Annotated in this window: 21 protein-coding genes; 9 read left to right on the top strand and 12 right to left on the bottom strand. The window is 68.9% G+C overall.

Annotation, left to right across the window (positions count from 1 at the left end):
* Window positions 1–26: 26 nt before the first annotated feature.
* Window positions 27–2,009, bottom strand: coding sequence for a tetratricopeptide repeat protein (locus ACGFJ2_RS51660; RefSeq protein WP_393481510.1), 1,983 nt, complete (start codon window positions 2,007–2,009; stop codon window positions 27–29).
* Window positions 2,010–2,197: 188 nt separating this feature from the next.
* Window positions 2,198–2,356: a hypothetical protein gene (locus ACGFJ2_RS51655; RefSeq protein WP_393481381.1), complete on the bottom strand. Its 159-nt coding sequence runs from the start codon at window positions 2,354–2,356 to the stop codon at window positions 2,198–2,200.
* Window positions 2,357–2,545: 189 nt separating this feature from the next.
* Here ACGFJ2_RS51655 and fxsT point away from each other — a divergent pair, with 189 nt between their 5' ends.
* Complete coding sequence (gene fxsT / locus ACGFJ2_RS51650; protein WP_393481378.1) at window positions 2,546–5,059, top strand: FxSxx-COOH system tetratricopeptide repeat protein; 2,514 nt, start codon at window positions 2,546–2,548, stop codon at window positions 5,057–5,059.
* A 10-nt stretch (window positions 5,060–5,069) separates the two neighbouring features.
* Here fxsT and ACGFJ2_RS51645 read toward each other — a convergent pair whose 3' ends face one another.
* From ACGFJ2_RS51645 to ACGFJ2_RS51630, 4 genes are all read right to left on the bottom strand, one after another.
* Complete coding sequence (locus ACGFJ2_RS51645) at window positions 5,070–6,302, bottom strand: FxsB family cyclophane-forming radical SAM/SPASM peptide maturase (protein WP_393481375.1); 1,233 nt, start codon at window positions 6,300–6,302, stop codon at window positions 5,070–5,072.
* 98 nt (window positions 6,303–6,400) lie between these two features.
* Window positions 6,401–9,181, bottom strand: coding sequence for an AAA family ATPase (locus tag ACGFJ2_RS51640; protein ID WP_393481372.1), 2,781 nt, complete (start codon window positions 9,179–9,181; stop codon window positions 6,401–6,403).
* Window positions 9,174–10,169, bottom strand: a complete 996-nt coding sequence (locus ACGFJ2_RS51635; protein WP_358181758.1) for a hypothetical protein — start codon at window positions 10,167–10,169, stop codon at window positions 9,174–9,176. The genes ACGFJ2_RS51640 and ACGFJ2_RS51635 overlap by 8 nt, the downstream gene beginning before the upstream one ends.
* Before the next feature lie 3 nt (window positions 10,170–10,172).
* Window positions 10,173–11,408 carry a P-loop NTPase fold protein gene (locus ACGFJ2_RS51630; protein WP_393481507.1) on the bottom strand — a complete coding sequence of 412 codons (1,236 nt, stop codon included), beginning with the start codon at window positions 11,406–11,408 and terminating at the stop codon, window positions 10,173–10,175.
* Window positions 11,409–11,588: 180 nt separating this feature from the next.
* Between ACGFJ2_RS51630 and ACGFJ2_RS51625 the strand changes: the two genes are divergently transcribed.
* From ACGFJ2_RS51625 to nrfD, 4 genes are read left to right on the top strand one after another with little or no spacing between them, the layout of a single operon-like run.
* Window positions 11,589–12,770, top strand: coding sequence for a cytochrome P450 (locus ACGFJ2_RS51625; protein WP_393481369.1), 1,182 nt, complete (start codon window positions 11,589–11,591; stop codon window positions 12,768–12,770).
* Window positions 12,771–12,799: 29 nt separating this feature from the next.
* On the top strand, window positions 12,800–16,006 hold the full coding sequence (gene fdh / locus ACGFJ2_RS51620) for a formate dehydrogenase (protein ID WP_393481365.1): 3,207 nt from the start codon (window positions 12,800–12,802) through the stop codon (window positions 16,004–16,006).
* The gene (locus ACGFJ2_RS51615) at window positions 15,999–16,817 is read left to right on the top strand and encodes a 4Fe-4S dicluster domain-containing protein (protein WP_393481362.1); all 819 of its coding nucleotides are present in this window, start codon (window positions 15,999–16,001) and stop codon (window positions 16,815–16,817) included. The genes fdh and ACGFJ2_RS51615 overlap by 8 nt, the downstream gene beginning before the upstream one ends.
* A complete protein-coding gene (nrfD, locus tag ACGFJ2_RS51610; RefSeq protein ID WP_393481359.1) occupies window positions 16,814–17,725 on the top strand; it encodes an NrfD/PsrC family molybdoenzyme membrane anchor subunit in 912 nt (303 codons plus the stop codon). Before ACGFJ2_RS51615 ends, nrfD begins: the two co-directional genes overlap by 4 nt.
* Here the strand turns inward: nrfD and ACGFJ2_RS51605 are convergent.
* Window positions 17,714–18,085, bottom strand: a complete 372-nt coding sequence (locus ACGFJ2_RS51605) for a MerR family transcriptional regulator (protein WP_358181743.1) — start codon at window positions 18,083–18,085, stop codon at window positions 17,714–17,716. The genes nrfD and ACGFJ2_RS51605 overlap by 12 nt on opposite strands.
* 71 nt (window positions 18,086–18,156) lie before the next feature.
* Here ACGFJ2_RS51605 and ACGFJ2_RS51600 point away from each other — a divergent pair, with 71 nt between their 5' ends.
* On the top strand, window positions 18,157–18,843 hold the full coding sequence (locus ACGFJ2_RS51600; RefSeq protein WP_393481356.1) for an SDR family NAD(P)-dependent oxidoreductase: 687 nt from the start codon (window positions 18,157–18,159) through the stop codon (window positions 18,841–18,843).
* 74 nt (window positions 18,844–18,917) lie between these two features.
* Here ACGFJ2_RS51600 and ACGFJ2_RS51595 read toward each other — a convergent pair whose 3' ends face one another.
* The 3 genes from ACGFJ2_RS51595 to ACGFJ2_RS51585 form a co-directional block, all read right to left on the bottom strand.
* Window positions 18,918–19,751, bottom strand: coding sequence for a TIGR02452 family protein (locus ACGFJ2_RS51595; RefSeq protein WP_357943298.1), 834 nt, complete (start codon window positions 19,749–19,751; stop codon window positions 18,918–18,920).
* 86 nt (window positions 19,752–19,837) lie between these two features.
* Window positions 19,838–20,554, bottom strand: a complete 717-nt coding sequence (locus ACGFJ2_RS51590) for a GntR family transcriptional regulator (protein ID WP_357943300.1) — start codon at window positions 20,552–20,554, stop codon at window positions 19,838–19,840.
* A 14-nt stretch (window positions 20,555–20,568) separates the two neighbouring features.
* On the bottom strand, window positions 20,569–21,111 hold the full coding sequence (locus ACGFJ2_RS51585) for a UTRA domain-containing protein (protein ID WP_357943302.1): 543 nt from the start codon (window positions 21,109–21,111) through the stop codon (window positions 20,569–20,571).
* Between the two features lie 196 nt (window positions 21,112–21,307).
* Here ACGFJ2_RS51585 and ACGFJ2_RS51580 point away from each other — a divergent pair, with 196 nt between their 5' ends.
* Both ACGFJ2_RS51580 and ACGFJ2_RS51575 read left to right on the top strand, forming a co-directional pair.
* Complete coding sequence (locus ACGFJ2_RS51580; protein WP_393481353.1) at window positions 21,308–21,640, top strand: hypothetical protein; 333 nt, start codon at window positions 21,308–21,310, stop codon at window positions 21,638–21,640.
* 72 nt (window positions 21,641–21,712) lie between these two features.
* Window positions 21,713–21,934, top strand: coding sequence for a hypothetical protein (locus ACGFJ2_RS51575; RefSeq protein WP_357943306.1), 222 nt, complete (start codon window positions 21,713–21,715; stop codon window positions 21,932–21,934).
* Window positions 21,935–21,953: 19 nt separating this feature from the next.
* Here ACGFJ2_RS51575 and ACGFJ2_RS51570 read toward each other — a convergent pair whose 3' ends face one another.
* Entirely contained in the window at window positions 21,954–22,715 is a 762-nt protein-coding gene (locus ACGFJ2_RS51570) for an alpha/beta fold hydrolase (RefSeq protein ID WP_393481351.1), read from the bottom strand.
* Window positions 22,716–22,845: 130 nt separating this feature from the next.
* On the opposite strand from ACGFJ2_RS51570, the gene ACGFJ2_RS51565 reads away from it, so the two are divergent.
* The gene (locus ACGFJ2_RS51565) at window positions 22,846–23,244 is read left to right on the top strand and encodes a helix-turn-helix domain-containing protein (RefSeq protein ID WP_357943310.1); all 399 of its coding nucleotides are present in this window, start codon (window positions 22,846–22,848) and stop codon (window positions 23,242–23,244) included.
* On the opposite strand, the gene ACGFJ2_RS51560 is transcribed toward ACGFJ2_RS51565, so the two are convergent.
* A complete protein-coding gene (locus ACGFJ2_RS51560) occupies window positions 23,226–23,759 on the bottom strand; it encodes a histidine kinase (protein WP_393481348.1) in 534 nt (177 codons plus the stop codon). The genes ACGFJ2_RS51565 and ACGFJ2_RS51560 overlap by 19 nt on opposite strands.
* Between the last annotated feature and the right edge of the window lie 9 nt (window positions 23,760–23,768).

Genomic DNA, 23,768 nt, shown 5'->3' with positions numbered 1-23,768 from the left:
GACCAACCGGTAAGACGCCCCGCCCGTCACCGGGCGCCGACCAGCCGGTGAGCGTCCTGCTTCATGTGCTCGGGCAGCGCGGGCCGCTGCGCGGAGATCGCCGCCTTGGCCAGGTCCACCGCTGAGGTGGTCTTGCCCGCCAGTTCCTCCACCCGAGCCGCGTAAAGCAGCAGCGGCCCATCGTCCACGGCCTCCGCCAGCGCCTCCATCATCTCCTGCTGGGCCTCCTCCAGGCTGTCGGTCTGGGCGAGTGCCAGCGCGTGCGCGATCTTGGCGAACGGCCACCGCAGCGGCCGGGCCCGGTCCAGGTCACGCAGCGCGGCGCGGGCCCGGCCCATGCCGGCCAGCATCTGGCCCCGGCCGAGCAGGGCGTCGGCGTTGTTGCCCTCACGGTCGAGTACGTCGTTGAGCACGCCCACCGCCGCGTCCGGATGCCCGCCGTGCCACAGCGCCCACGCCAGCTCGGTCTGGATCGTGAGATCGGCGGGCACGCGCACCATCGCGGCCCGCAGGTGGCGTACGGCCTCGTTGGGGGATCCCTGCGTGAGCCGCAGCCGTCCGATGGCCGTGAGCATGGGGCCGACGGCGGCCACCTCGCCGGCCGTCTCGAAGCTCTTGGCGGCCGCGCTGTAGCGGGAGACGGCGTCACTCAGCTCGCCCCGCTTGAGCGCGATGTTGCCCAGCAGCGACTCGATCTGCGCTCGCACCCGATGGTCGTCCTGCTCGGAACGGGCCAGGCCCTCCTTGCCGTGCTGCTCCGCCAGCACGAGATCGCCTTCGCGCAGGGCGCTCTCGGCCGCGCGGAGATGGTCCTCGGTCGGCAGCCGGTCCGGGTAGGCGCGGGGCCGGTAGTCCTCCTGCGCGGGCGCCTGTAGGAGGCGGTCGTACGCCAGCTCGTACGAGCTCTCGCCCATGTGCTGGTCGGCCCGGAGGAGATGCCGGGTCACCAGCAGGGCGACGGTGGCCCTGCTGATCCCGGCCAGCCGGATCGCGCTCTGACGGACGGGCTGCCGGCTCCCCGATCGGTCGGCGAACGCCAGCCGTAACCACGTCCGCAGCCGGTGCTCGTCACCGTTGAGCCGCTCGGCCGCGATCTCCCCGATCACCCGGTGGTAGTGCTCGGAGAGCGTCTTGTCGGCGTACAGGCTGGCCTCGGTGGCGGTGATCTTCGTGGCCTCGGCGGGCAGCGCGTTCCACAGCGCCTCGCACACCACCTGGAGATGGACCGGGTCCACGCCCTCTGCCTGCTGCGCGGGGTTCGAGCGCCCCCTGATCTGGATGAGGTCTCGGACGATCTGCTCGGCCACCCCAGGGGCGAACACGTGCCCGGTGCCCTCGATCGGCCTGGTCACCGCCTCCAGCGCGCCCGCCTGGTCCAGTGCCTCCAGCGGGAAGCGTTCCCGGTCGGAGCCGGCCAGCTCCCGCTCGTACGGCAGCAGGTCCCGCAACCGGTCCGCGCGGATCGACAGCAGCAGCCGGAGGCCGGGATCCGCGTGGAGCGCCTCCCCGAGCTGCCCGAAGAACCAGTCCCGGTAGGGGTGGCGTCGGCGGCCGGTGGCGAAAAGCTCTTCGACCTGGTCGATGGCCACCATGGTGAGGGTCGGATCGCCGTAGGTGTCGCGTTTGACCGGCCGGGCCCGCAGGAACGCGGGGATCGTCATGCTCGCCAGCCGGGTGGGCGTGGCCATGGGGGACCACGACATCAGCAGGGCGAGGACGTACGGATCGTGGGCGGGAAGCGCGGCCTGCGGAAAGCACGACCCGTAGGACACCCGGCCGAGAGGGAGGACGTCGGTCCGGTTCGGGCTGAGGAGCGGGATCACACCTGCCTGGATGAGGGAGGTCTTCCCGCTCCCCGAAGCGCCGTACAGGACAGTCAGCCGTTGGCTCTGCCAAAGCTGGCAAATAACGCGAGACTCCGCGTCGCGTCCGAAGAATCCATGCCGATCTTCAGCGCGAAAGGCGCGTAACCCCCTGTATGGTCCCGGCGCCGCCTGCCGTGCGTCCATACCGGAAGTGCCCATGTCGTTCCTATCCGCAGCCGCGTTTCACCGCACATTTCCTCCGTGACGGTCAAGGTGGGCGAATTCTTCGCATGCGCGCGCGGGCGCGCGCCCATCCGGCTGGATGAGGCACTCTTCGGGCGCACCTTGCACGCCCGATTTCCGCCTTGCTGCTGAGAAATGCGGAGTATGTCTTAAATTGAGTTGGAGAAGCCCGCTCCCGGCTCCTTCTTGTCGCTCTGGCAGGATGCCACCGCTGCTCGCAGGGCGGCGCTCTCCATTTCCGGCACGTGCCGCAGGGAAGCGGTGGTGTCGTCGATCAGGAGGCGGGATCTGTACTGCCCATCACGCATGTGCACTCCCCGTCCATTTCGGGCCATCCGAATGTCAAATGATGTACAGGCGCTTATGAGCGTGAGTGTGTCAGCCCGGCCGAGGCCGGTCCGACTTCTTCCGTATTTCTTCATTCTGTTATAAAGGGATGGACTAATCAAGCTCTAGGATGAGACATATGATTACCGGCGTCTGGGGCGGAGGTTGACGTGACGGAAAATTCACACTCCATGGTGCCGCAGGGGCCGAAGATCTGGGAAAGGGTCCCCAAGCGTAATCCGAACTTCACCGGCCGCGCGGACCTGCTCAGCGTGCTCAGGAAGAGCATCAACACGGTCACCGCCGTCGTGGCGCAGCCCCAGGCCCTCCAGGGGCTCGGCGGCGTCGGCAAGACGCAGCTGGCCATCGAGTACGCCTGGCAGTACCGCGCCCATTACGACCTGGTCTGGTGGATCTCCGCGGACCAGCCGGTGCTGGTCCCATCGTCGCTGGCCGCGATGGGCCAGGTGCTCGGACTCCCGCCCGCGACCGGTGCGGAGCAGGCCACCCAGGCGGTGCTGCGTACGCTGCAGAGCGGCGTCCCGTACCGGAGCTGGCTGGTGATCTTCGACAACGCCGAAGAGCCCGACTACATCAAGGACTTCATCCCCAGGGGACCCGGCCACGTCCTCATCACCTCGCGCAACTCGCGCTGGAGCGACCATGAGCCCACCATTCAGGTGGACGTCTTCAGGCGCGAGGAGAGCGTGGAGTTCCTCCGCAAGCGCCTCGGCGGGGCGGTGAGCGAGGCCGGGGCCGCCCTGCTGGCCGAGAAGCTCGGCGACCTCCCGCTGGCGCTGGAGCAGGCCGCCGCCCTGCTGGCCCGCACCCTGATGCCGGTGGACGAGTACGTCTCGCTGCTGGAGGAGCAGACTGGCCGGCTGCTCAGCCTGGAGAAGGCGCCGACCTACCCGCAGTCCATGACCGCCGCGTGGCAGCTGTCGGTCTCGCAGCTCGAAGACCGGGTTCCCGAGGCGGTCGAGCTCCTGCGCTGCTGCGCCTTCTTCGGCCCCGAGCCCATCCCGCGCGACGTGTTCCGCCGCGGAAACCGGCTGGTCGGGCCGCGGCTGGCGCCCATCCTGTCCGACGCCATCCTGCTGACCAACGCGCTGAGTAATTTGGAACGTTACGCGCTGGTCAAGGTCGAGCCCGCCGCCCGCACCCTCCAGGTCCACCGGCTCAACCAGGCCCTGCTCCGCGACGAGACGCCGGAGAAGGACCGCGGCGAGCTCCGCCACGAGGTGCACCTGCTCTTGGCCGGCAGCGCGCCGAGCGACCCGGACGACGAGACCAAATGGCCCAGTTTCGAGGAGCTGGCCGCCCACCTGGAGCCGTCGGGGCTGATCAACTGCGTCGAGCCGAACGTCCGTAAGTTCGCGATCGACCTCGTGCGTTATCTCTACGTACGCGGTAGCTACAAACAGGCGCAGGCACTGCTCGGCGAATACATCGAGAAGTGGACAGAGCAAAGCGGCGCGCGGCACCAGGACGTGCTGGTGGCCCAGATCCACCTGGGCAACATCAAGCTGGCGCTGACCCTCTATCCCGAGGCGTACGAGATCGACACGAGGGCCTTGGAGCTGATGCGGGAAGCCCTGGGCCACGAGCAACCGGAAACGCTGTGGGCGATGAACGGCTACGCCACCTCGCTCCGTGGCCGCGGCGACTTCCTGCGGGCGCGCGACGTCGACGCGGAGGTCCGCGAGGCGTACGAGCGACTGTACGGCGACAACGACATCCGGACGCTGCGCGCCCGTAACAACCTGGCTCTCGACTACGCCCTGACCAGCGAATACGGCGAGGCGCAGAAGATCCTCCAGTCCGCCTACCTCTACATGAGCGGCGCGGAGGGGAGCGGCAGGCGCCTCCTGCTGCAGACCTGGAGCAACCTGAGCCGGGCGGTGCGGCTGAACGGCCAGTTCCACGTGGGGACCGACATGGCCGAGGAGGCCTACCGGTACGGCGTGGCGCAGCTGGGCGAAGACCACCCCGCCACCCTGCTCGCGGCCAAGGACCTCGCCATCAGTCAGCGCCGGACCGGCCGGCTGGGCGAAGCCCTGGAGCTGATGCGGGACACCTACACGCGGCTGCGGCGACTGTACGGAGACGTGCACGCCGACACGATGGCCGCCGCCCTCGGCCTGTCCAACGCCCTGCGCGCCTTCGGTGAGCTCGATGAGGCCCAGGCGATGGTGGATCGCGCGCTGGAGTACTACCCCCAGGTGTTCGGGGAGGACCACCCGTTCACCCAGGCGAGCAGGATCAATCTGGCGCTGCTGGCGCGTCTCGGCGGCGACGCCGCCAAGGCGCGGGAGTTCGATCAGAACGCCCTGAACGGTCTCACCGAGCGGCTCGGCCGCGATCACGACTACACGGTGACCTGCGGCATCAACCTGCAGAACGACCTGGCCGCGCTCGGCGAGTTCGACCAGGCCCGGCGGCTCGGCGAGGAGAACTACCAGCGGATCCAGACGCACTTCACCCCCGACCACTACCTCAGCCTCGTCTGCGCCGCCAATCTGAGCCTGGACCTGCGGGCGACGGGCGCGGAGGACGAAGCCGCGCGGCTGCACGAGGAGACGATGAGGCGCTTCGACCTGATCGTGGGACGTGACCATCCCGATACGCTCGCGGCGCTCGCCGGTGAGCGGCTCAACTGCGACTTCGACCCGCCACCCATCTAATTCGGCCGGGTCAGCCCGCTCCGCGGAGCCGCGCCATGTCGCGGGCGCACCGCTCGGCGATGTACGTGATCAGCCGGTACAGGTCAGGGCAGTAGACGGAGGGAGTCGCGAAGCCGGTGTCCTGGCTGTAGCGGTGCGCGTAGAGCCCGCCCCCGCAGGTGGAGACGATCTCGCAGCTGCGGCAGGCAGGGGACAGCGCCAGCTCGCCGATCTGCCGCGCGACGATCGACGGGTGCAGCAGCGCCCGGTCGAGCGGGTCTCTGAGCACGTGCAGCGGGGTTTGAGGGGCGCCGGGGTAGGCGCTCTTCAGGATGTCCGACTGCTGGATGCGGCCGTCGGTCTCGATCACCACCATGCGCACCGGGGACAGCCCCACCGTCTCCGCCCGCGAAGGACTGCCGAGCAGCAGGCGCAGGATCTCCTGGAACATCCGGATTTCGGTCTGCAGCACCGGGCTCTCGTACCACCGGTCGAAGATCTGGATCAGCCAGTCGGCGTACGGCGTCGCCGCCGAGTCCGGGTCGCGGAAGGGCGGCGGGGCCGGCCAGTTGCCGTGGGGCAGCAGGAAGTCGATCGCCGGTGGGTCGAACTCCAGCAGCGCCTCATAGGTGCGCACCGGGTCGTTCCGCACGTCCACCGTGCACAGGAGACCGCTGAACAGGCGGTGGTACGGCCCCTCGGTCAGCCGGCGCAGCGACGCGCTGACCAGGGCATGGCTGCCCCGGCCGTCGGCGAACCGGCGGTGCCGGTCGTGGCTCTCCTCGTCGCCGTCGACGCTCACGCCGACGCGGATCTCCAGCGATTCGAACAGCCGCAGGAACGATTCGTCGAGCCGTACGCCGTTGGTCTGGATGTTGACGTTGACCCGGGTGCCGGTGTCGACGGCGCCACGGATGCCGCGTACCAGGCGGGAGATGAGCTCGGGGCCGGCCAGCAGCGGCTCGCCGCCGTGCAGGATGATGTCCACCTCGGGCAGGTTGTGGCGGCCGGCATGCTCGGCGATGCGCTCGATCGTGCGGTCGGCGACGGCGTCGGACATCCTGCGGGGCTGATCGCGCCAGCTCTGGTCCGCCATCTCGTACACGTAGCAATGGCGGCAGGAAAGATCACAGCGGCTGTGAATCTTCAGGATGAACTGCTGGAAGGCGAACGGCTTCCATCCGTCGGCCAGCAGCGCGTCGACGTCGAGAAATTCCGGGAACCCCTGGGTGAGCAGCGGTTCCGAATCAGGGCTTCCTAACAACGGCTACCTCTTAAGTGTCGTGTGCCCCAGCACACTCGCCGTTCGGGTTTCGCGAAACGCTCCAGCTGGTCCCTATTTCTCATGGCTTCGAGGGATAGTCAAGATTTACCCAGATTTGAGCGTATTTCCTCTTGGTGGTGGAGCAGTTTTTCGAAGAACAGATACAGCTCGTCGATTTCCGCGACGAGGGGGAGCCAGTCGTAGGTGCCGAGCCCGTCTTGTTCCAGGGGAGAAAGCAGGCGGGCGGTGGCGCGGAGCTCGTTGGAGGGGATCTCGATCGGCACGATCTCGGCCATACCGTCGCGGTAGGCGCGGGCCAGCGGATGTCGCGATCCGCGTACCCCGAGGGCCGCCAGGGCCGCTTCGGCGGGATGCTTGGAGACCGCGCCGTCGGCCAGCTCAAGTGAGCCTGGATTGGCGATCGCCACCAGCACCCGCAGCTCGGGCGGCAGGTCACGGAGCACGCGCGGTGGCCGGTCCGACTCGGCGCGCCGCTGCCCGCGGGCCAGGAGCAGCAGCACCTCGGGGATCCGTTCACGGAGCCCGCGCTGGACCTCCGCCACGCAGTCGGCGGGCGAGCGCTCGGAGACGGCCAGCCGCCGCCCTATGGTCTGTCGTACGAGCGCCAGCGGCTCCACCAGCATGGCCTCTGTCAGCACCTGGTATCCGCCGTCGGGGTCCTCGCTGAGCGCGTAGGCGTAGCGGCCGACGGGGTCGGCGGAGTGCGGATCGGCGGATCCACGCAGCTCACGGGCGAGCTGGTCGAGGTCGCGCCGGGAGCCGAGCGGCGCGTTCGCCCGGCGTACGTCGGAGGCGGCGAACCTCCGCCACAGGAACCAGGCGGCGGTCGCCGCGACGGCGGTGCCCGCGAACAGGGTCACCGTGAGCTGGATCGGCACGAGGGAGACGGTGGCGAGCGCCACGGCTGTCGTGACGACTGCCACGGCGACGGCGGCGGCCAGCATCCTGAGCCGCGAGGAGCGTTCGCGGACCACCTCCGCCCGGGCCTGGCGGAACTCCGCCCAGTCCGCGGCGGTCCGCGCGGCTCTGGCCTCGGCGATGCGTCCTGCCAGCTCCGCGCGCTTGGGCGGCCACTCTTTCGGCGCCTGGCGGTCGAGCCGCTCGCTCTCGGCGGTGAGGTTCTGGTGTTCGAGCCGGTCGCTCACGGCGGTGAGGTTGCGGTTGAGGATCATCATCTCGGCGCGGCGCTCGGAGTTCAGCTCTTCCAGGTGCTCCACGATCGCGCGCATGGCGTCGTCGAAGGCGGCCGGCTCCTCGTCCTTGAGCGGCATGGCGGCGATGCGCTCGACCAGTTCGTCCAGCTGGCCCGGGAAGCCGGGGGAGCCGTCGGCCACCAGCACCACGTGCACCGCGCCGCGCAGGCCGGCCAGCACCGGAGGGCTGACGTAGCCCGTGGCGAGCAGCGCGGTGAAGACCGGCTGGCCGCCGGCCCGCAGGTGTCTGGTCTGGGTGACCGTCTGGACGGCGTTGGCGACCTCGTCGTCGAAGAAGACGGCCTCGGACAGCTTGACCAGGGCGCGCGGCTCACGGCGATCAGGCAGGTGGAAGGAGACGCCGCCGTCACCCGTCTCCGTTCGCTCGATGGTGAGCCCGGCGGCGAGCAGGCGGGTCTCGACGAGCATGGCCAGCTCGGCGAGGCCGGGGGAGTGACTGTGGCGGGCGGACGCGCTCGTGACCAGCTCGGCGTCGATGACCGACAGCGGCCCCGCGACTTCAAAGCTCGCCCAGCTGAGCTGGAGCAGCAGGCGGAGGTTGCCGCCGCTGTGGCGCAGGAGTTCGAGCAGCGCGCTCTCGGTGAAGGGCCAGATGGCCGCGTCGTCGTACCCCGGGCGGGCGGCGCCGATGTACGCGCCGAGCACCAGCCGGGCCTCGTCGGGGGTGAGCGGCAGCATGTGGCAGGCGCCGGTGCCGATGCGCTGGTGCAGATCGGGCGGTACGCGCTCCCACGCCGCGTCGTTGGACACCAGGAGCAGCAGCCCGGCCGCCTGCGGGATCACCTCGACCAGGCTCTGCAGCAACCCGATGTTCGCGGTCAACGAACTCCGGCCCTCCGGTAGGAACTTCTCGCACTGGTCGAGCACCAGCACGAACGGCCGCCCGCCCCTGGTCACCAGCCTGGTCAGCAGTTGCAGGCCGTACCGGCAGGTCAGGGGGTCGTCGATCTGGCCGCTGACGCCGAGCGCGCGGGAGGCGTCGGGGCTGATCGGACGGCCGCACAGCCAGTCGTAGGCCACGCCGGAGAACTCGGGGCGCAGCAGGAACGACAGCGCCCGCTGGAACTCGGGCCCGCTGCCCGCCACGGCGGCGATCTCCTTGGCCTGCTCCTCCAGCACCTCGCCGGCCTCGACCTGATGCGTGCCGAACAGGTCGTACACCCGGCCGGGATCGTCCCCGACCACGGACAGGACCGCGCCCCTGCTGGCCGGGCCGTCGGCGTGTCCGGCCCGGTCACCCGCGAGCGCGCCCAGGTAGCGCAGGCTCAGGTCCGTGAGCAGGTCCTGCGGCAGCTGGGAGACCAGGCGGCGGTACTCGGCGACGAAGTCGTCCTCCTGGAAGCGCAGGTAGAGCTGGACCGCCCGAGGGTCGGCGTCGTTGACGAAGGCCATCATGTGACGGGCCGCGTGCGTCTTGCCCACCCCGTGGGCGCCGTACAGGCAGGCGAGACCGCCGTCGTGCGCCCGGTCGTCCCCGAACCCGCGCAGGTAGTCCGTGGCCCAGCGCTGGGCCTCGCGCACGCCGGGCAGGATCGCGGTGGGGGTGCGCCGGGCCCAGTCGCGCAGGAACTCGGCGAGGGAGGTCTCCTCGGCGCTGGAGATGCCGCGGGCCGGAAAGGGATTGCGCGCGGGGTATTCAGCCATGGAAGCCTCTCAGCCTGTTCCATCTGTCGCGCTGCCATATCTTGAGCCGCACCCAGCGCTCGTGTATGCGCAGGTCCTCGGCGGCCGGCCATGGCTCGTCGCTCTCGTACTCGCTGAGCCGCAGGTCGAGGAGCACTTCGAGGTGTTGGATGGCCTGCCCGATCGTGTACGGGCGCTTGCTGAAGACGTTCTTCACGCCCTGCTCGTCGAAGGGCGCGGGCGGGTGGCCCTTCCACCGGAATTCCGCCAGTGCCGCGATCTGCTCCGGAGTCAGCGTGTCGAGGTCGAAGACGTGCCCGCGCTCCGCGAACGCCTGCCGGTCCGCCTCGGTGATCTGGACGGTGTTCGCGTGCTGGTAACTGTCGATGACGAAGACCACGACGGTGCTGGTGTTCTCGAACACCTTCTGGGCCTGGGTGATGAGCTCCTTGGCGGGCACGCCCTCGTACCGGATGCCGAAGCCGGCGTTGCGGCCGGCGAACGTCGTCGCGGTGAATTCCGCGATCTCCTGCAGGTCGTACTCGTTCATGGGGTTGGCCGCGCCCCTTTCGCTCAACGTGCTGAAATGGGCGCGCAGCGCGGGCGGGATGTCGATGCCTTGGGCGTTCATCTTGTTGCGCAACGAGAGCAGGGTGGAGCACAGAACCGCGTACGCGTCGTGCGTCATGTCACCGCGCTCCGCGCGATGCGTCACGAAGGTGAAGCCGGGCGGCAGGAGCGATGCGGCGGCCTGCTGGTACAGGTACATCGCATGGTTGGCCAGCGACGTCCGCCCGCTGTTGCCCACTCCCGTGATCAGGAAGAAGGCCGGTCTCCCTTTGCTGATCGCCTCTTTGACCGCCGCCTCGATGACCTCGTGCCGGATGAAGCCGGCCAGTTCGAGGACGAGTTCGCGATCGGCCGGCAGCGCGAGGGGATCCAGCGGGCGGGCGGCGTAGGGATTTCCGGCGGGCAGACCGTACAAGTCGTAGCGCAGGTCGTCGGACATGTCTCACCCGCCGATCATCGTCAGGTAGACGGGCAGGTCGTCCGCCGCGGCCTCGAAGGCGGAGTCGGCGAAGACCGGCGCCAGGAAGTCGTGCTTGCCGCGAAAGGTCAGGGTCAGCTTCTGCAGCGCCTCCGCCCGCGTCTTGAACCGCGTCTGGAAACCCTGGAGTACGTCGGCCGCCAGCTTGTCCTGGTGGACGAGCTCCAGCGCCACCAGCAACGCCGGCTGCCGGAGCACGCTCGCGAACAGCTCCGGGCTCTGCACCCGCAGCACCACCAGGCGGACGACCAGGTCGGTGCTCAGGTCCGCGAGGCCGGGGGTGCCCTCGATGATGGCCTCCGTCACCCGTAGCAGGTTGAGCACGCGTTTGATCTTCCGGGGATTGGGCGTGAGGATCCTCTCCAGCGTGCCGACGTGTTTCCTGGCCAGCTCTCCCGGACGCGATTCGCGGATGAACCGGCCCACCTCCGCGGGGCCGAGCGGGTAGAGGTGCAGCGGGAGCTGGATCATCTTGTCCAGGTAGTCGTCGCTGATGGCCGCCTGGTCGGCGAAGCCGAACGGCTGGTACTTCACCAGGACCCCGCGGTCGACCACGTCCTTGGCCAGGGCGATCACCACGAAGACGTGCTTCAGGTCGAGGAAGAGCTTGATCGACTCCAGCAGGTCGATGATCTGGTCGGGCTCACACCTGTCGAGGTCGTCGACGAAGAAGACGATCTTCTTGCCCTGCGCGGCCAGGCGGTCGGCCTCCTGCTGCAGCAGCCCGCGCAGGCGGCCGGCCTGGCTGTCGACCTGGCCGCGCATCGCGGCGTACTGCTGGGCCAGCTTGTCGATCTTCTCCACGCTCACGGAGCTCAGGGTGAGCCTCTTCAGCATCTCGTCGGCGGCCAGCTTCGCCATGATCGTGCCCAACCGGCGGACCGTGCCGGCGAAGCGGTGCTCGGGGTCCTGGTCGAGCTCGGCGTGGAGCGCGTTCAGTAGGGGAAGCAGCATCTCCGGCTCGCGGCGGTGCACCCAGGGGTTGAAACGCACCCGGACGATCTCCTCGCCATGCCGATCGAGTAAGCGCCTGTCGACCATTTGGAGCAGGGTCGATTTCCCACTTCCCCACGCGCCGTAAATGCCGATCGTGAAAGGCGTCTCGGTGTCGGGATTGGTGATGATCGAAACGAGGGGGTCGACGTAGCGGCGAAACTGGAGTAGATCTCCGCGCCAATTGGCCGGGGCATCCGAGAGCATCGCGATATCGGGCATAGTCCCTCCAAAGAGAGGATGCATCCTTGGTGGTGCCTGATACTTCAGGTTATCGAAATGTGACGTGCGCCCTCTGTCCCTTGCGTCCCTTTGGTCGGTCCTTTGGGCAAACAGCCGCGGCGAGGTCAAATGACGGTTGTGAGGTCTTCTCGGAATGGAGGACAGATGGACACACCGGCCGCGGACATCCTGGCGAACGTCGACTTGTTCGCCGACGACCAGCGCGAACACCTGCTCGACGCGCTGGCCATCGCACGCAGGGAATGCCCGGTCGTGCACACGCGCACCGACGGCGGCTACTACATGGTCACCCGCTACGAGGACGTCCGCACGGTGTGCCTGCGACCGGCGATCTTCAGTTCGGCGCAGCCGGGCGTGCGTGGCGTGCCGGTCCGGCTCATTCCGCTGGACGTCGACCCGCCGGACCACCGTCGATACCGCAAGTTCCTCGAGGCGTACTTCTCCCGCTCGTTCCTGCTCCGGTACGCCGAGCAGATGCGGGAGATCGCCCGGGACGCCATCGCGGCGTTCATCGACAAGGGCCGCGTGGAGATGGTCCGTGACTACTCCGTGCCCTTCAGCGCCGGGTCGCTGGCCCGTGTCGTCTTCGCCACCGACAACATGGAGCTGATGCGCCGGGGGGTGGCGGCGGTCAAGCGGTGCGCCATAGAGAGCACGCCCGAGACGTTCGAAGCGGTCGCCCTGCTCGCGATGGAGGCGATAGCCGAGGCCGGCGACCGGCCGGCCTCGGAGCACGAGAACGTCCTCAGCGCCCTGGCCAGGGCGAGCGTCGACGGGCGGCCCCTGACGGCAGAGGAGCAGGTGGCGATCGTCACCACGCTGCTGCTCGGCGGCCTGGACACCACGCGCGGCGTGATCGTCAACATCGCCTACCATCTGGCCACGCGCACGGACATCGAGCCGATCCTGCGCAGCCCGGACTGGTGGCGCGGTCCGATGGACGAGTTCCTGCGCTTCGAGACGACCGTGGCGTTCATGGCCCGTACGGTGACTCAGGACACCGAGCTGGCCGGCACCCCGTTGAAGGCGGGGGACCGGGTCGTCCTGCAGTTCTACTCGGCCAACCGCGATGCCGAGCGCTTCGACCGGCCCGACGAGCTGGTCTTCGACCGGCGGATCAACCCGCACCTGGCGTTCGGCGCCGGGGTGCACCGCTGCATCGGCCAGAACTTCGCCCGGATCCAGCTCGCGATCGCCTTCGAGGAGTTGCTCAAGCAGGCGACGAACTTCCGCCTCGAAGCGGGCGCCGACATCCCGCGCCAGGCCGGCGAGCCCTTCGGCAGCCCTTCCGAGCTGTACCTGACCTTCGACCGCCGGGATGGTTAGCTCGGACCGATTGGGGCAGGGCCTGCATTGTGTCCGGTGAGGGGTGGTTCTCCCGGTGGCCGGTGATCCGGCAGCTCAGGGGAGAGGACGGTCGGAGCGACGCCGTGCGCTCCGCCCGTACGGACGCGCTTGCCCCGCGCACCGAGGAGGCCGATACGGTCGCGCGGTCGATCTGCCCCTACTGCGCGGTCGGCTGCGGCCAGCTCGTCTACGTCAAGGACGGCCGGGTCACGCAGATCGAGGGTGACCCGGACTCGCCCATCTCGCGTGGGCGGCTGTGTCCCAAGGGCTCGGCGAGCAAGCAGCTCGTCACCCATCCCGGCCGCCAGACCCAGGTGCTGTACCGGAGACCGCACGGCACCGAATGGGAGCGGCTCGACCTCGACGCCGCGATGGAGATGATCGCCGACCGGGTCGTACGGACCCGGCGGGAGACCTGGCAGCAGACCTATGAGGGCAAGGTCGTGCGCCGCACCATGGGCATCGCCGGACTGGGCGGGGCGACGCTCGACGACGAAGAGAACTACCTGATGAAGAAGCTGTACACCGCCCTCGGCGCGATCCAGGTGGAGAACCAGGCCCGTATTTGACACTCCTCCACCGTCCCCGGTCTGGGGACCAGCTTCGGACGCGGTGGCGCGACCACCTTCCAGCAGGATCTGGCGGGTGCGGACTGCATCGTCATCCAGGGCTCCAACATGGCCGAATGCCACCCGGTGGGCTTCCAGTGGGTGGTCGAGGCCAAGGCGCGGGGCGCGAAGGTGTTCCACGTGGATCCGCGCTTCACCCGGACCAGCGCGCTGGCCGACCGGCACCTGCCGATCCGCGCGGGCAGCGACATCGTGCTGCTCGGGGCGCTGATCAACCACGTGCTGGCCAATGAGCTGGACTTCCGTGAGTACGTGCTGGCCTACACCAACGCCGCCGTGATCGTGTCGGCGGACTTCCGGGACACCGAGGACCTTGACGGGCTGTTCTCCGGCTTCGACGCGGAGACGGGTACGTACGATCCGCGGAGCTGGGCGTACGAGGGGCCGGGCGAAGGGCCGGGCGAGGAGACGCCGGGCGCGCAGGCACCGGGCGCGGACCTGGAGGGTGGTAGGCAGCACGCCGAGGCCGCGGGGGCGGACACTTACGGCTCCGGGGGCGCCGAGGCGCATCCCACCCCGGCGACGGATCCGACGCTGCGCCACCCGCGCTGCGTCTACCAGATCCTTCGGCGGCACTTCGCCCGCTACACCCCGGAGCTGGTCGAGCAGCTGTGCGGCATCTCGCGGGCGCACTTCGCCGAGCTGGCCGACGCGATCACCGCCAACTCCGGCCGGGAGCGCACCACCGCCTGGGTGTACTCCGTCGGCTGGACCCAGCACACCGTCGGCGCGCAGTACATCCGCACCGCCTCGATCCTCCAGTTGCTGCTGGGCAACATGGGCCGGCCCGGGGGCGGCATCCTGGCGCTGCGTGGGCACGCGAGCATCCAGGGGTCCACCGACATCCCGACGCTGTTCAGCCTCCTGCCCGGTTACCTGACCATGCCACACGCCCACCGGCACGAGGGGCTGGAGGACTATCTCGCCCGGGAGGGCGGCGACGTCGGCTTCTGGGGCCACCGGCGCGCCTACCTGGTCAGCCTGCTCAAGGCGTGGTGGGGGAACGCGGCCACCGAACAGAACGACTTCTGCTTCGACCACCTGCCGCGCCTGACCGGCGACCACAGCCACTACACCACCGTGATGGGCCAGATCGACGGCACGGTGAAGGGCTACTTCGTGGCGGGGGAGAACCCCGCGGTCGGCTCCTCTGGCGGCCGGGCGCAGCGCCTCGGCCTGGCCAACCTCGACTGGCTGGTGGTACGCGACCTGACGCTGGTGGAGACGGCCACCTTCTGGAAGGACGGCCCGGAGCTGGAGACCGGGGAGATGCGTACCGAGGACATCGCCACCGAGGTGTTCTTCCTGCCCGCCGCGAGCCATGTGGAGAAGGAGGGTACGTTCACCAACACCCAGCGGCTCCTGCAGTGGCGGGAGAAGGCGCTCGACCCGCCGGGCGACTGCCGCAGCGACCTGTGGTTCTACTACCACCTGGGCAAGCTGGTCAGGCAACGGCTGACCGACGACGAGATCGACCGGCCGCTGCGCGAGCTGACCTGGGACTACCCCGAGCTGGGAGAGCACCGGGACCCGTCGGCGTCGGCCGTACTCCGCGAGATCAACGGGGTCGGCCCGGACGGGCGGGCGCTGTCGGCCTACACCCAGCTCAAGCCGGACGGGTCCACCAGTTGCGGCTGCTGGATCTACTGCGGCGTGTACGCGGACGAGGTCAACCAGGCGGCCCGGCGCCGGCCGGGGCAGGAACAGTCGCCCGTGGCGCCCGAATGGGGCTGGGCCTGGCCGGCGAACAGGCGCATCCTCTACAACCGGGCCTCCGCCGACCCCGAGGGCCGCCCATGGAGCGAGCGCAAGGCGTACGTCTGGTGGGACGCGGAGCAGGGGAAATGGACCGGGCAGGACGTGCCCGACTTCGAGCCGAACAAGCCGCCGGACTACCTGCCACCCGAAGGCGCCCACGCCGAGGACGCGCTCGCCGGGACCGACGCGTTCATCATGCAGTCCGACGGGAAGGGCTGGCTGTACGTGCCCGCCGGCCTGGCCGACGGCCCGCTGCCCGCACACTACGAGCCGCATGAGTCGCCGGTCGGCAACCCGTTGTACGCCCAGCAGGCCAACCCCGCGCGCAAGATCTACCCGCGACCGGAGAGCCCTTACAACCCGCCGGAGTCGCCGCGCTACCCGTACGTGCTGACCACGTACCGGCTCACCGAGCACCACACGGCGGGTGGCATGAGCCGGCCGCTGGCCTACCTCGCCGAGCTGCAGCCGGAGCTGTTCTGCGAGGTGTCGCCGCAGCTGGCCGCCGAGGTGGGGCTGGTCAACGGCGGTTGGGCCACGATCGTGACCAGTCGCACCGTGATCGAGGCTCGGGTGCTGGTCACCGGCCGGGTCCGGCCGCTGCGGATCCAGGGCAGGGTGATCCATCAGATCGGCCTGCCGTACCACTGGGGGTGGGGCGGCGGCGGCCTGGTGACCGGCGACGTCGCCAACGACCTGCTTCCGCTGGTGCTCGACCCGAATGTCTACATTCAGGAGAGCAAGGCCGTGACCTGTGACATCCGGCCTGGTAGACGGCCGAGGGGGCAGGCGATGCTCGACCTGCTGGAGGTGTACCGCGATGGCTGAGCGGATGGGCTTCTTCACCGACACGAGCGTCTGCATCGGCTGCAAGGCGTGCCAGGTGGCGTGCAAGGAGTGGAACCAGCTGCCCGACGACGGCTTCGTGTTCGAGGCGAACTCCTACGACAACACCGGGGCGCTCGGGGCGAACACCTGGCGGCACGTGGCCTTCATCGAACAGTCCCGCCCGGTGCCGCTGCCTTCGGACGACTCCGCTGACGAGGGTGTGGAGCGGTGGCTGATGTCGTCGGACGTGTGCAAGCACTGCACTCACGCCGCCTGCCTGGACGTCTGCCCGACCGGAGCGCTGTTCCGTACCGAGTTCGGCACGGTGGTGATCCAGGAGGACATCTGCAACGGCTGCGGCTACTGCGTGTCCGCCTGCCCGTACGGCGTGATCGAGCGGCGCGAGGACGACGGGCGGGCGTGGAAGTGCACGATGTGCTACGACCGGCAACGCGGCGGCCTCGAACCGGCGTGCGCCAAGGCGTGCCCGACCGACTCGATCCAGTTCGGCCCGCTGGATGAGCTCCGGGAGCGGGCCGAGGAGCGGGTGGCGCGGCTGCACGCCGACGGGCAGGCCGAGGCCCGCCTGTACGGCGAGAGCCCGGATGACGGGGTGGGCGGCGCGGGGGCCTTCTTCCTGCTGCTGGACGAGCCCGAGGTGTACGGGCTGCCGCCGGATCCCGTGGTGACCACTCGTGACCTGCCGTCCATGTGGCGCTGGGCGGGGGCGGCGGCGCTGTCCGTGGCCGGGGCTGTGGTGGCGGCATTCGCGGGCACGTTCGTGGGTTCGCGAAAGGCGGCGCGGCGGTGACGCGGGAGCGGTCGATGGTGCCGGAGGCGGAGTTCCAGTCGTACTACGGGCGACCGGTGCTCAAGCCTCCGGTCTGGAAAGAACCCCACGGACCCGCATATCTCTACTTGGGGGGTCTGTCGGGCGTTTCGTCGGTGATGGCGGTCATGGCCGAATTCACCGGACACGACCAGCTGGCGCGTACCGCCCGGATCGCGGCGGCGATCGGCGCCTCCGCCGGCGCAGCCCTCCTCGTCGCCGAGCTGGGCCGGCCCGAACGGTTCCTCAACATGCTCCGCGTGTTCAAGCCCACCTCGCCGATGAGCATGGGCTCCTGGATCCTGGCCGCCCAGAGCGGGCTGTCGGGGGTCGCGGCCTCGACCGAGCTGACCGGGATCCTGCCCGCCGTGGGTGACGCGGCGCTCCTCGCCACCGGCCTGACCGGCCCGCTGACCGCCACCTACACCGCCGTCCTGCTCGCCGACACCGCCGTACCGGCCTGGCACGAGGCCTACCGGGAGCTGCCGTTCCTGTTCGCCGGGAGCGCGCTGGCCAGCGCCGGGGCGGCGGGCATGCTGGCCACCCCGAGGGCGCAGGCGGGGCCGGCCCGCGTGATGGCGGTGATGGGTGCCGCCGTGGAGAGCGTCGCGGGCGTGGTGATGGAACGGCGACTCGGCCTGGTGGGCGAGCCGTATCGGCTGGGGAAGGCGGGGGGCCGGATGCGCGCGGCCCGCGTACTGACGGCCGGTGGCGGGCTGCTCGCGTCGATCGCCGGGCGCAGCCGTACCCTCACCGCTCTGTCCGGTCTCGCCCTTACGGCGGGCGCTCTGTGCACCCGGTTCGGCGTCCTGGAAGCGGGCAAGGTCTCAGCCGCCGACCCGAAGTACACGATCATCCCCCAGCGGCAGCGGCAGGCGTCAGCCTCTTGAGGCCTCCTGTAGCGCCGCGTCGAGAATCGTGTCCAGCACCTCCTGCGAAGTCTGGAGTTGAGCGATCATCTCGGCGATATGGGCGCGTTCGCGCCGCAAGTCCTCGATGAAGGTCGGGCAGCCGGAAGACACCATCAGCTCGCCCTCGTCGTGCACGCAGTGCAGGACCCGGGCGATGACCGTGGTGGAAAGCCCGGCGGCGAGCAGGGTGCGGATGTGGCGGACCGTCGGGATGTCCGCCTCGGTGTACTCGCGGTAGCCGTTGTCCAGCCGGACCGGCCTGAGGAGACCCTGCTCCTCGTAGTAGCGCAGCAGCCGCTTGTTCACCCCGGTCTCGTGAGCCAGGTCACCGATCCGCATATTGACCTTCACATAGATGAGAACCCTTAGCGTCCCAAGTATTGCCGATCAAGAAGAGCGAGGAGACGCCGATGTCTGGCGCAGTGATCATTGGTGCGGGTCCAGGGATCGGACAGGCGGTGGCCCGCCGGTTCGCCAGGGAGGGGCTGCCGATCACGCTGATCGCCCGGAGCGAGCAGACGCTGCGCGCCGTGGCCGAGGCGGTCGCTCCCAGCGGCGTCCCGGTCGTCACACGGGAAGCCGACAGCACCGACCAGGCCGGGCTGAACGCCGCGCTCGACCAGGCCGTCAGCCAACATGGCGTGCCGGACGTCGTCGTGTACAACGCCGCGATCATCCAGGCGGACGCGCCGGGCGAGTTGTCCGTACGCGGCCACATGGAGGCATGGGCGGTGAACGTGGTCGGCGCGCTCAACGCCGCGGCTCACGTCGCGCCCGCCATGGCGGCACGCGGCAGCGGAACGTTCCTCATCACGGGCGGCATGCCCGAGCCCAAGCCGCAGTACGTGAGCCTCTCTTTGGGCAAGGCAGGAGTCCGAGCCCTGGTCACGCTGCTCGACGAGGAGTACGGACCCTCCGGAGTGCACGTGGCGAGCGTCACCGTGGCCGGTCCGGTGGCCCCCGGTACCGACTTCGATCCGGACGACATCGCCGAGCGCTATTGGCAACTGCACACGCAGCCGCGACACCGGTGGCAGCAGGAAGTACTGCACGCCGGCCCAACACCGCCGGGAAATTCTCTTGGCATGCCAGGATAGTAATGATCGACTTCGGATTACGCGACGAGAACGACCGCGTCGCCAGCCCAGATTCACCGTTCACCTTGGCGCCTTCAAAGCCGCGGCATCGCGAACCGCTCGGCGAATGCGGCGCGGTTCGCCGAGTCCGGCATCCGATCCCATACGGCGAACACCACTCGCTCGAACACCGCCGCGAAGGCTCCATCCTCGACCAGATGGGCGTGAAAGGCCCCGGCGACCTCGCGCGGATCGTTGCGGAACACGCCGCAGCCCCACGCCCCGAGTACCAGCGTGCGAGCACCGTGATGCGCGGCCACGGCCAGGACACGCCCCGCCCGCTGGTGGAGCGCCTGCCGGATCCGCCCGCCCGCTCCCGGGTCGCGGCGCAGCATCTGCCCAGCGTTGGGCGCCGGTGAGGTGAGGAAGGAGACGAGGTACGGCTCGGCCAGCAGTTGGCCGTCCTCGCCGCGGTGCACCGGCACGCCGGGCGACCAGATGACGCGGTGGCTGTAGAGCAGGTCGGACGAGGCCCGGTGCGCGGCGTAGTAGTCGGGTGCCTGAAGGAGGCACGGATAAAGCAGGGCCTGGCGGCACAGGTCCTCCTCCTGCGCCTTGGCGCCGCCGAGATAGCCGCCTCCCGGGCTGCGGGCAGAGGCGAAGTTCAGCACGGCGATCCCGGTCGCCCCGTCAAGGTGCAGCCGCCGCGCTGCCCGCAGGCTGCGCTCGCCGGTGACCTCGAAGACCGTCCGGTACGTACCGGCTCTCGGCCATTCGATGGGGCCGTCTGGTGGGTGGCTCACGGTTGCGGCCACCGCGGCCCGCAGCGCAGGACCCACATCCACGACCGCGCCGTCGGCGGCCGAGTACCAACCCTCGGCGGCGATGCGCTCGTTGTCGATCGCGACCTGGCGCAATCTTCCGCTCACGCGCCCCATCGTAAATCGCGAACCTGCTTAGCGGCGTGGGGGCTTGTCCATGAAGTCCCTCCCGTCGACTCGCGTCCGGGGGTCCGTCAGTCTGCGGTCTGGTGATACGACAATTCGTGGAGATGTCCGCCCTTGATCAGCACCGACACTTCGACCGGCCGCTCACTGTCGCTGTAGACAACACGGAACTGCCGAAACACCGGCACGTCAGGTGGGAGATCCAGGCCTTGCACCTCCGTCTCGGTGGGTTGCCGAACGGAGATGCGATCCGTGAAGTGGCGCTGCGGAAACCCGAGGTCGGCCAACGCCTGTGGTGCGCCACCGCGGATTCTTCCCTTGGCGGCCAGAGGGCTTCCTGCCGCAATGCTCACCGGGTAGTAAGACCATGACAACTCAACGGGAGCGCCGTCATGCAACAGCAGCCGGTGGCGCAGGACGACCAGATCGTCACCGCTGATGGCGAATGCCGCGGCGACATCGCTGGGAGGTGCTACCTCCCCGACTTTCAGAAGCTCATAGCTGTATTCGCGAGGCCCTGGGGTCTTATACGTGCTGGCGTTGACGACGAGCGGCCGTCTGTCGCGGACGAACACGCCCTTTCCCGCGTGGCCGCGTACGAATCCTTCGTCTTTGAGTGCCTGCAGGGCCCGCTGGATCGTCGCGTTCGCCGCGTTGAAACGTGCCACCAGGTGTGCCGTGGAAGGGAGTTGCTCGCCCGCCTTCAGGTCACCAGACATGATCTCCGCACGCAATTCGGCTGCGATCTGCTGATGGCGCGGACGAGAATCCAGCCGCCTACCCACGATTGCCGATCCCCTCACTTGATGATCATCTGATAGCGCAACTCGCGACCGTGGGCCACCATCGTCATCACGCTGACCTCGATCGGCGTTCCGTCGTCGGTTCGAACGATGCGGGTCAGGAGCAGAACCCAGTCCTCTGGTCGAAGGTCGAGAGCCTGTCGCTCTGTATCGGTCGCGGGGCGGGCTTGGACGGCTTCTTCCGCGCTGTGTGGGTGATAGCCGAGCTGGGCGAGAAGGGTGGGAGCCCCGCCAGGGATCTTCCGCATCTCGGCAAGCCGAGTGCCACGGGCGATCGTCGCCGGGTAGTAGGAATCGGCGAGCTCCGTTGGCTGGCCGTCCGCGAGCACGAGACGGCGGCGGACGAAGGCGGTCTGACCCGCCGCCAGCCCGAAGGCTCGCACGACTTCCTTCGGCGGATGGACCTCTTCCACTGCTTGAAGGCGATGCGTCCCAACTTTGCCGTGCTGGGCGGCTTCCTCCGCCCATGCATCAGGCTCTCCGGGACGCCGCGGCCGCACGTAGGGCGCCGAAACGCTGACCCAGCCCGCGTCTTCCATGCGCTCCTCCTTCGGTCACGAAAGGCCGGTCAGGAGCCACCGTACCGGGTCGGCGGCATCCCAGACCGATCAAGGGAACCTGTGGATGGCGGATGCCGTAATCCTTGCTGCCTTTCGCGAATCACAGTAAGGTTATGGGAAGTCGATCGAGTCTGGGATCGGCGGCCCTCGAAGAGGCCGAAGGGATGGGGAATGCATGCTTCTCAAGCCGTCGGTAATCGCGTTCAGTCCTGCTCAGAGCGCACATGCCCTTCGGGATGCCCTGGCTGATCAGGGCATCGCCTCTGACATTCACGTCGGCTACGGGCTTGCTCTGGTGTCGGTGTGGATCAGCCTCGTTGTGTGGTGCGACGGCAACTGGTTCTGGTGGCGGGTGGGCTGGAACGACCAGCGCAAGCGAGTCTTGTACGCCCGGCATCCAGCGGACGAACCCGTTAGAGCCGCTCGGCGGGTGGCTTTCCGGTACGAAGAGGTCTATCGGCACCATCCGCGCTCGGAGCTGATCGCCGATGTCGTCTCCTCCACCTGACCGGCAGGGAGATGGCGTCCGGTGAGTATGCCTTGGTCAAGCTTCGGCTGCCGGGCGATGATCGTGGACTTGATGCACAGTCCCGCGTCTACTCGGGGGTTCGCCTCGCTGCTGATCGGGCGGCAGGGCATCGTGGTGAGCATCCTGCGCGACGGCACGCTGGCCTTGATCGCGCTCGAGGGTGAGCTCGGCGAGTTGCCCGGCGGGGTGCGGCGATGGTCCGTCCACTGGGACGACCTGCAGATCGACTGGGGGCAAAGTAAGCCTGAAAAGGGGCAACAGGCTGGCGAATGAGTCATCACTGCCTGAGGTGTTACGGCCTGTCCGAGGACAGGAACGGCAGCACGTGGGGGAGTACGTCGGCGGATCTGTCCCAGCCGCCCTTGTGGTCGGCGTCTGGCAGGGAGAAGAAGCCCGCGCCGGTGCGCTCGGCGAAAGTCCGCATCGGGTCGTGCCAGGGATCAGCCGTGCCCGCGTACATCAGGATCGGCACGCCGCAGGCCGCCAGTTCGGTGGCCAGGCCGGGCTCGCGTGAGAACGCGTCGTAGTTGGCGCGGAAGGCGCCCAGGTCCCCGGCGCTGATCAGGGCGGCCTGGTACGGGTCAGCCGAGGTCCCCTGCTTGACGATCTCATAGGCGTCGATGTCGGCAGGCAGGCCGAGTTCCCGAATCGCTTGGTCGACCGCGGAGCGGAAACCGTTGATGGGATCGTAGGCGCCGGTGATCAAGCGGGTCAGGCGTTCGGGCGCGTGCGCCGCGACCGCATACCCAGTCATGGCTCCCAGCGAGTAGCCCCAGAACGCGGCTCGGTCGGCGCCGACGTCGTCGAGGACGGCCGTGACGTAGTCGACCCGGCGCCGCAAGCCATAGGCCTCGATCTCACGCGGGTGGTCGCTGGCGCCCAGTCCCAGCGGATCGATGGCGATCACTGTGTGGGCAGGGGCCAGGGCCTGGGTGTATCCGCTGTGGGCCCAGTGCGCGCCGTCTTGGAACATGCCCGGGTGCAGCACGAGCGGCGGGCCGTCCCCCAACACCTCGTACGAGATCTTGAAACCGTTGCTGCGTGCGACGGGCACGTGTCACTCCTTGTCGGCTTGGCGAGTTTCGTTGGACAAGCGGCCGAAGATGGCGTTGGCCAGGAACGTTACGACTTGTAACGGGCTTTATCCTCCAGCATCATTGAACGGTCCGAAAGGAGGCACTTTCTTGTCACAACGGAACACCGTGGTAACGGACCAGCTCACAGCGCTCGCCGATGCGCCCCCGCCCGAGGATTGCCCGCTGCCTGAGGTCCTGGCTTTGATCGGTGACAAGTGGAGCGCCCAGGTGCTGGTCGAACTGGGTGACGGCCCGCACCGGTTCACCCAGCTGGAACGGGCGATCGAGGGCATCAGCCGGCGGATGCTGACAGTGAGCCTGCGCAACCTGGAACGCAACGGGCTCATCACCCGGACGGTGTACCCCGACGCCCCGCCTCGGGTGGAATACGCCACCACGGGTCTGGTTGAGGAAATACGCGCTCCCCTGGAGGCGCTGGCGGCATGGGCCCGCCACGCCGGACCCGTCATCGCCGCAGCTCGGCATGCCTACGACAACGGCCGCTGACCCGCACGCCCGCAAGCCTCGCGCCTACTCGGTGACATCCGCTGACGACCGAGCGGCTTGGTGAGGGAGGCGAAACCCGTCCCCAGGGTTATCCCTCGAGGAAAATACGGATCTTGGACAGCCTGATCGAGGCGGGCCGGTTCGTCACGCGCCAGCCCCAGCAACAGCCGCACGTTGACCAGCCGCTGCTGGGCGCCGTCATGCAGGTCCCGCTCGATCCGGCGCCTGGCCTCATCGCCCGCGTCGAGGAGCCCGGCCATCCGTCGCGCTGCCTCCCTGCGTCCGAGCACGACACGATAGGCCAGTGGCCAAACGATGAAGCCCAGCACGACCAGGCTGTCCAGCAACTCGCCGGTGAAGTAGACCGCGAGTCCGCCGGCCTGCGCCAGGTTTTCCGCCTCGAGTGCCAGCACCAGCAGCATGACCAACAGCCCGGAGAACGTGACGGCCGCATCGCGTTCCGGTCGCGGCAGCCGAGCCCAGCGCAGGAACACCGCCGCCGACAGCCCGACCACGTACGCACC

The organism is Nonomuraea sp. NPDC049028, assembly GCF_043197735.1.
In the GTDB taxonomy this organism is placed as follows: Bacteria; Actinomycetota; Actinomycetes; order Streptosporangiales; family Streptosporangiaceae; genus Nonomuraea.
This window is presented reverse-complemented; position numbering and strand designations above follow the sequence as displayed.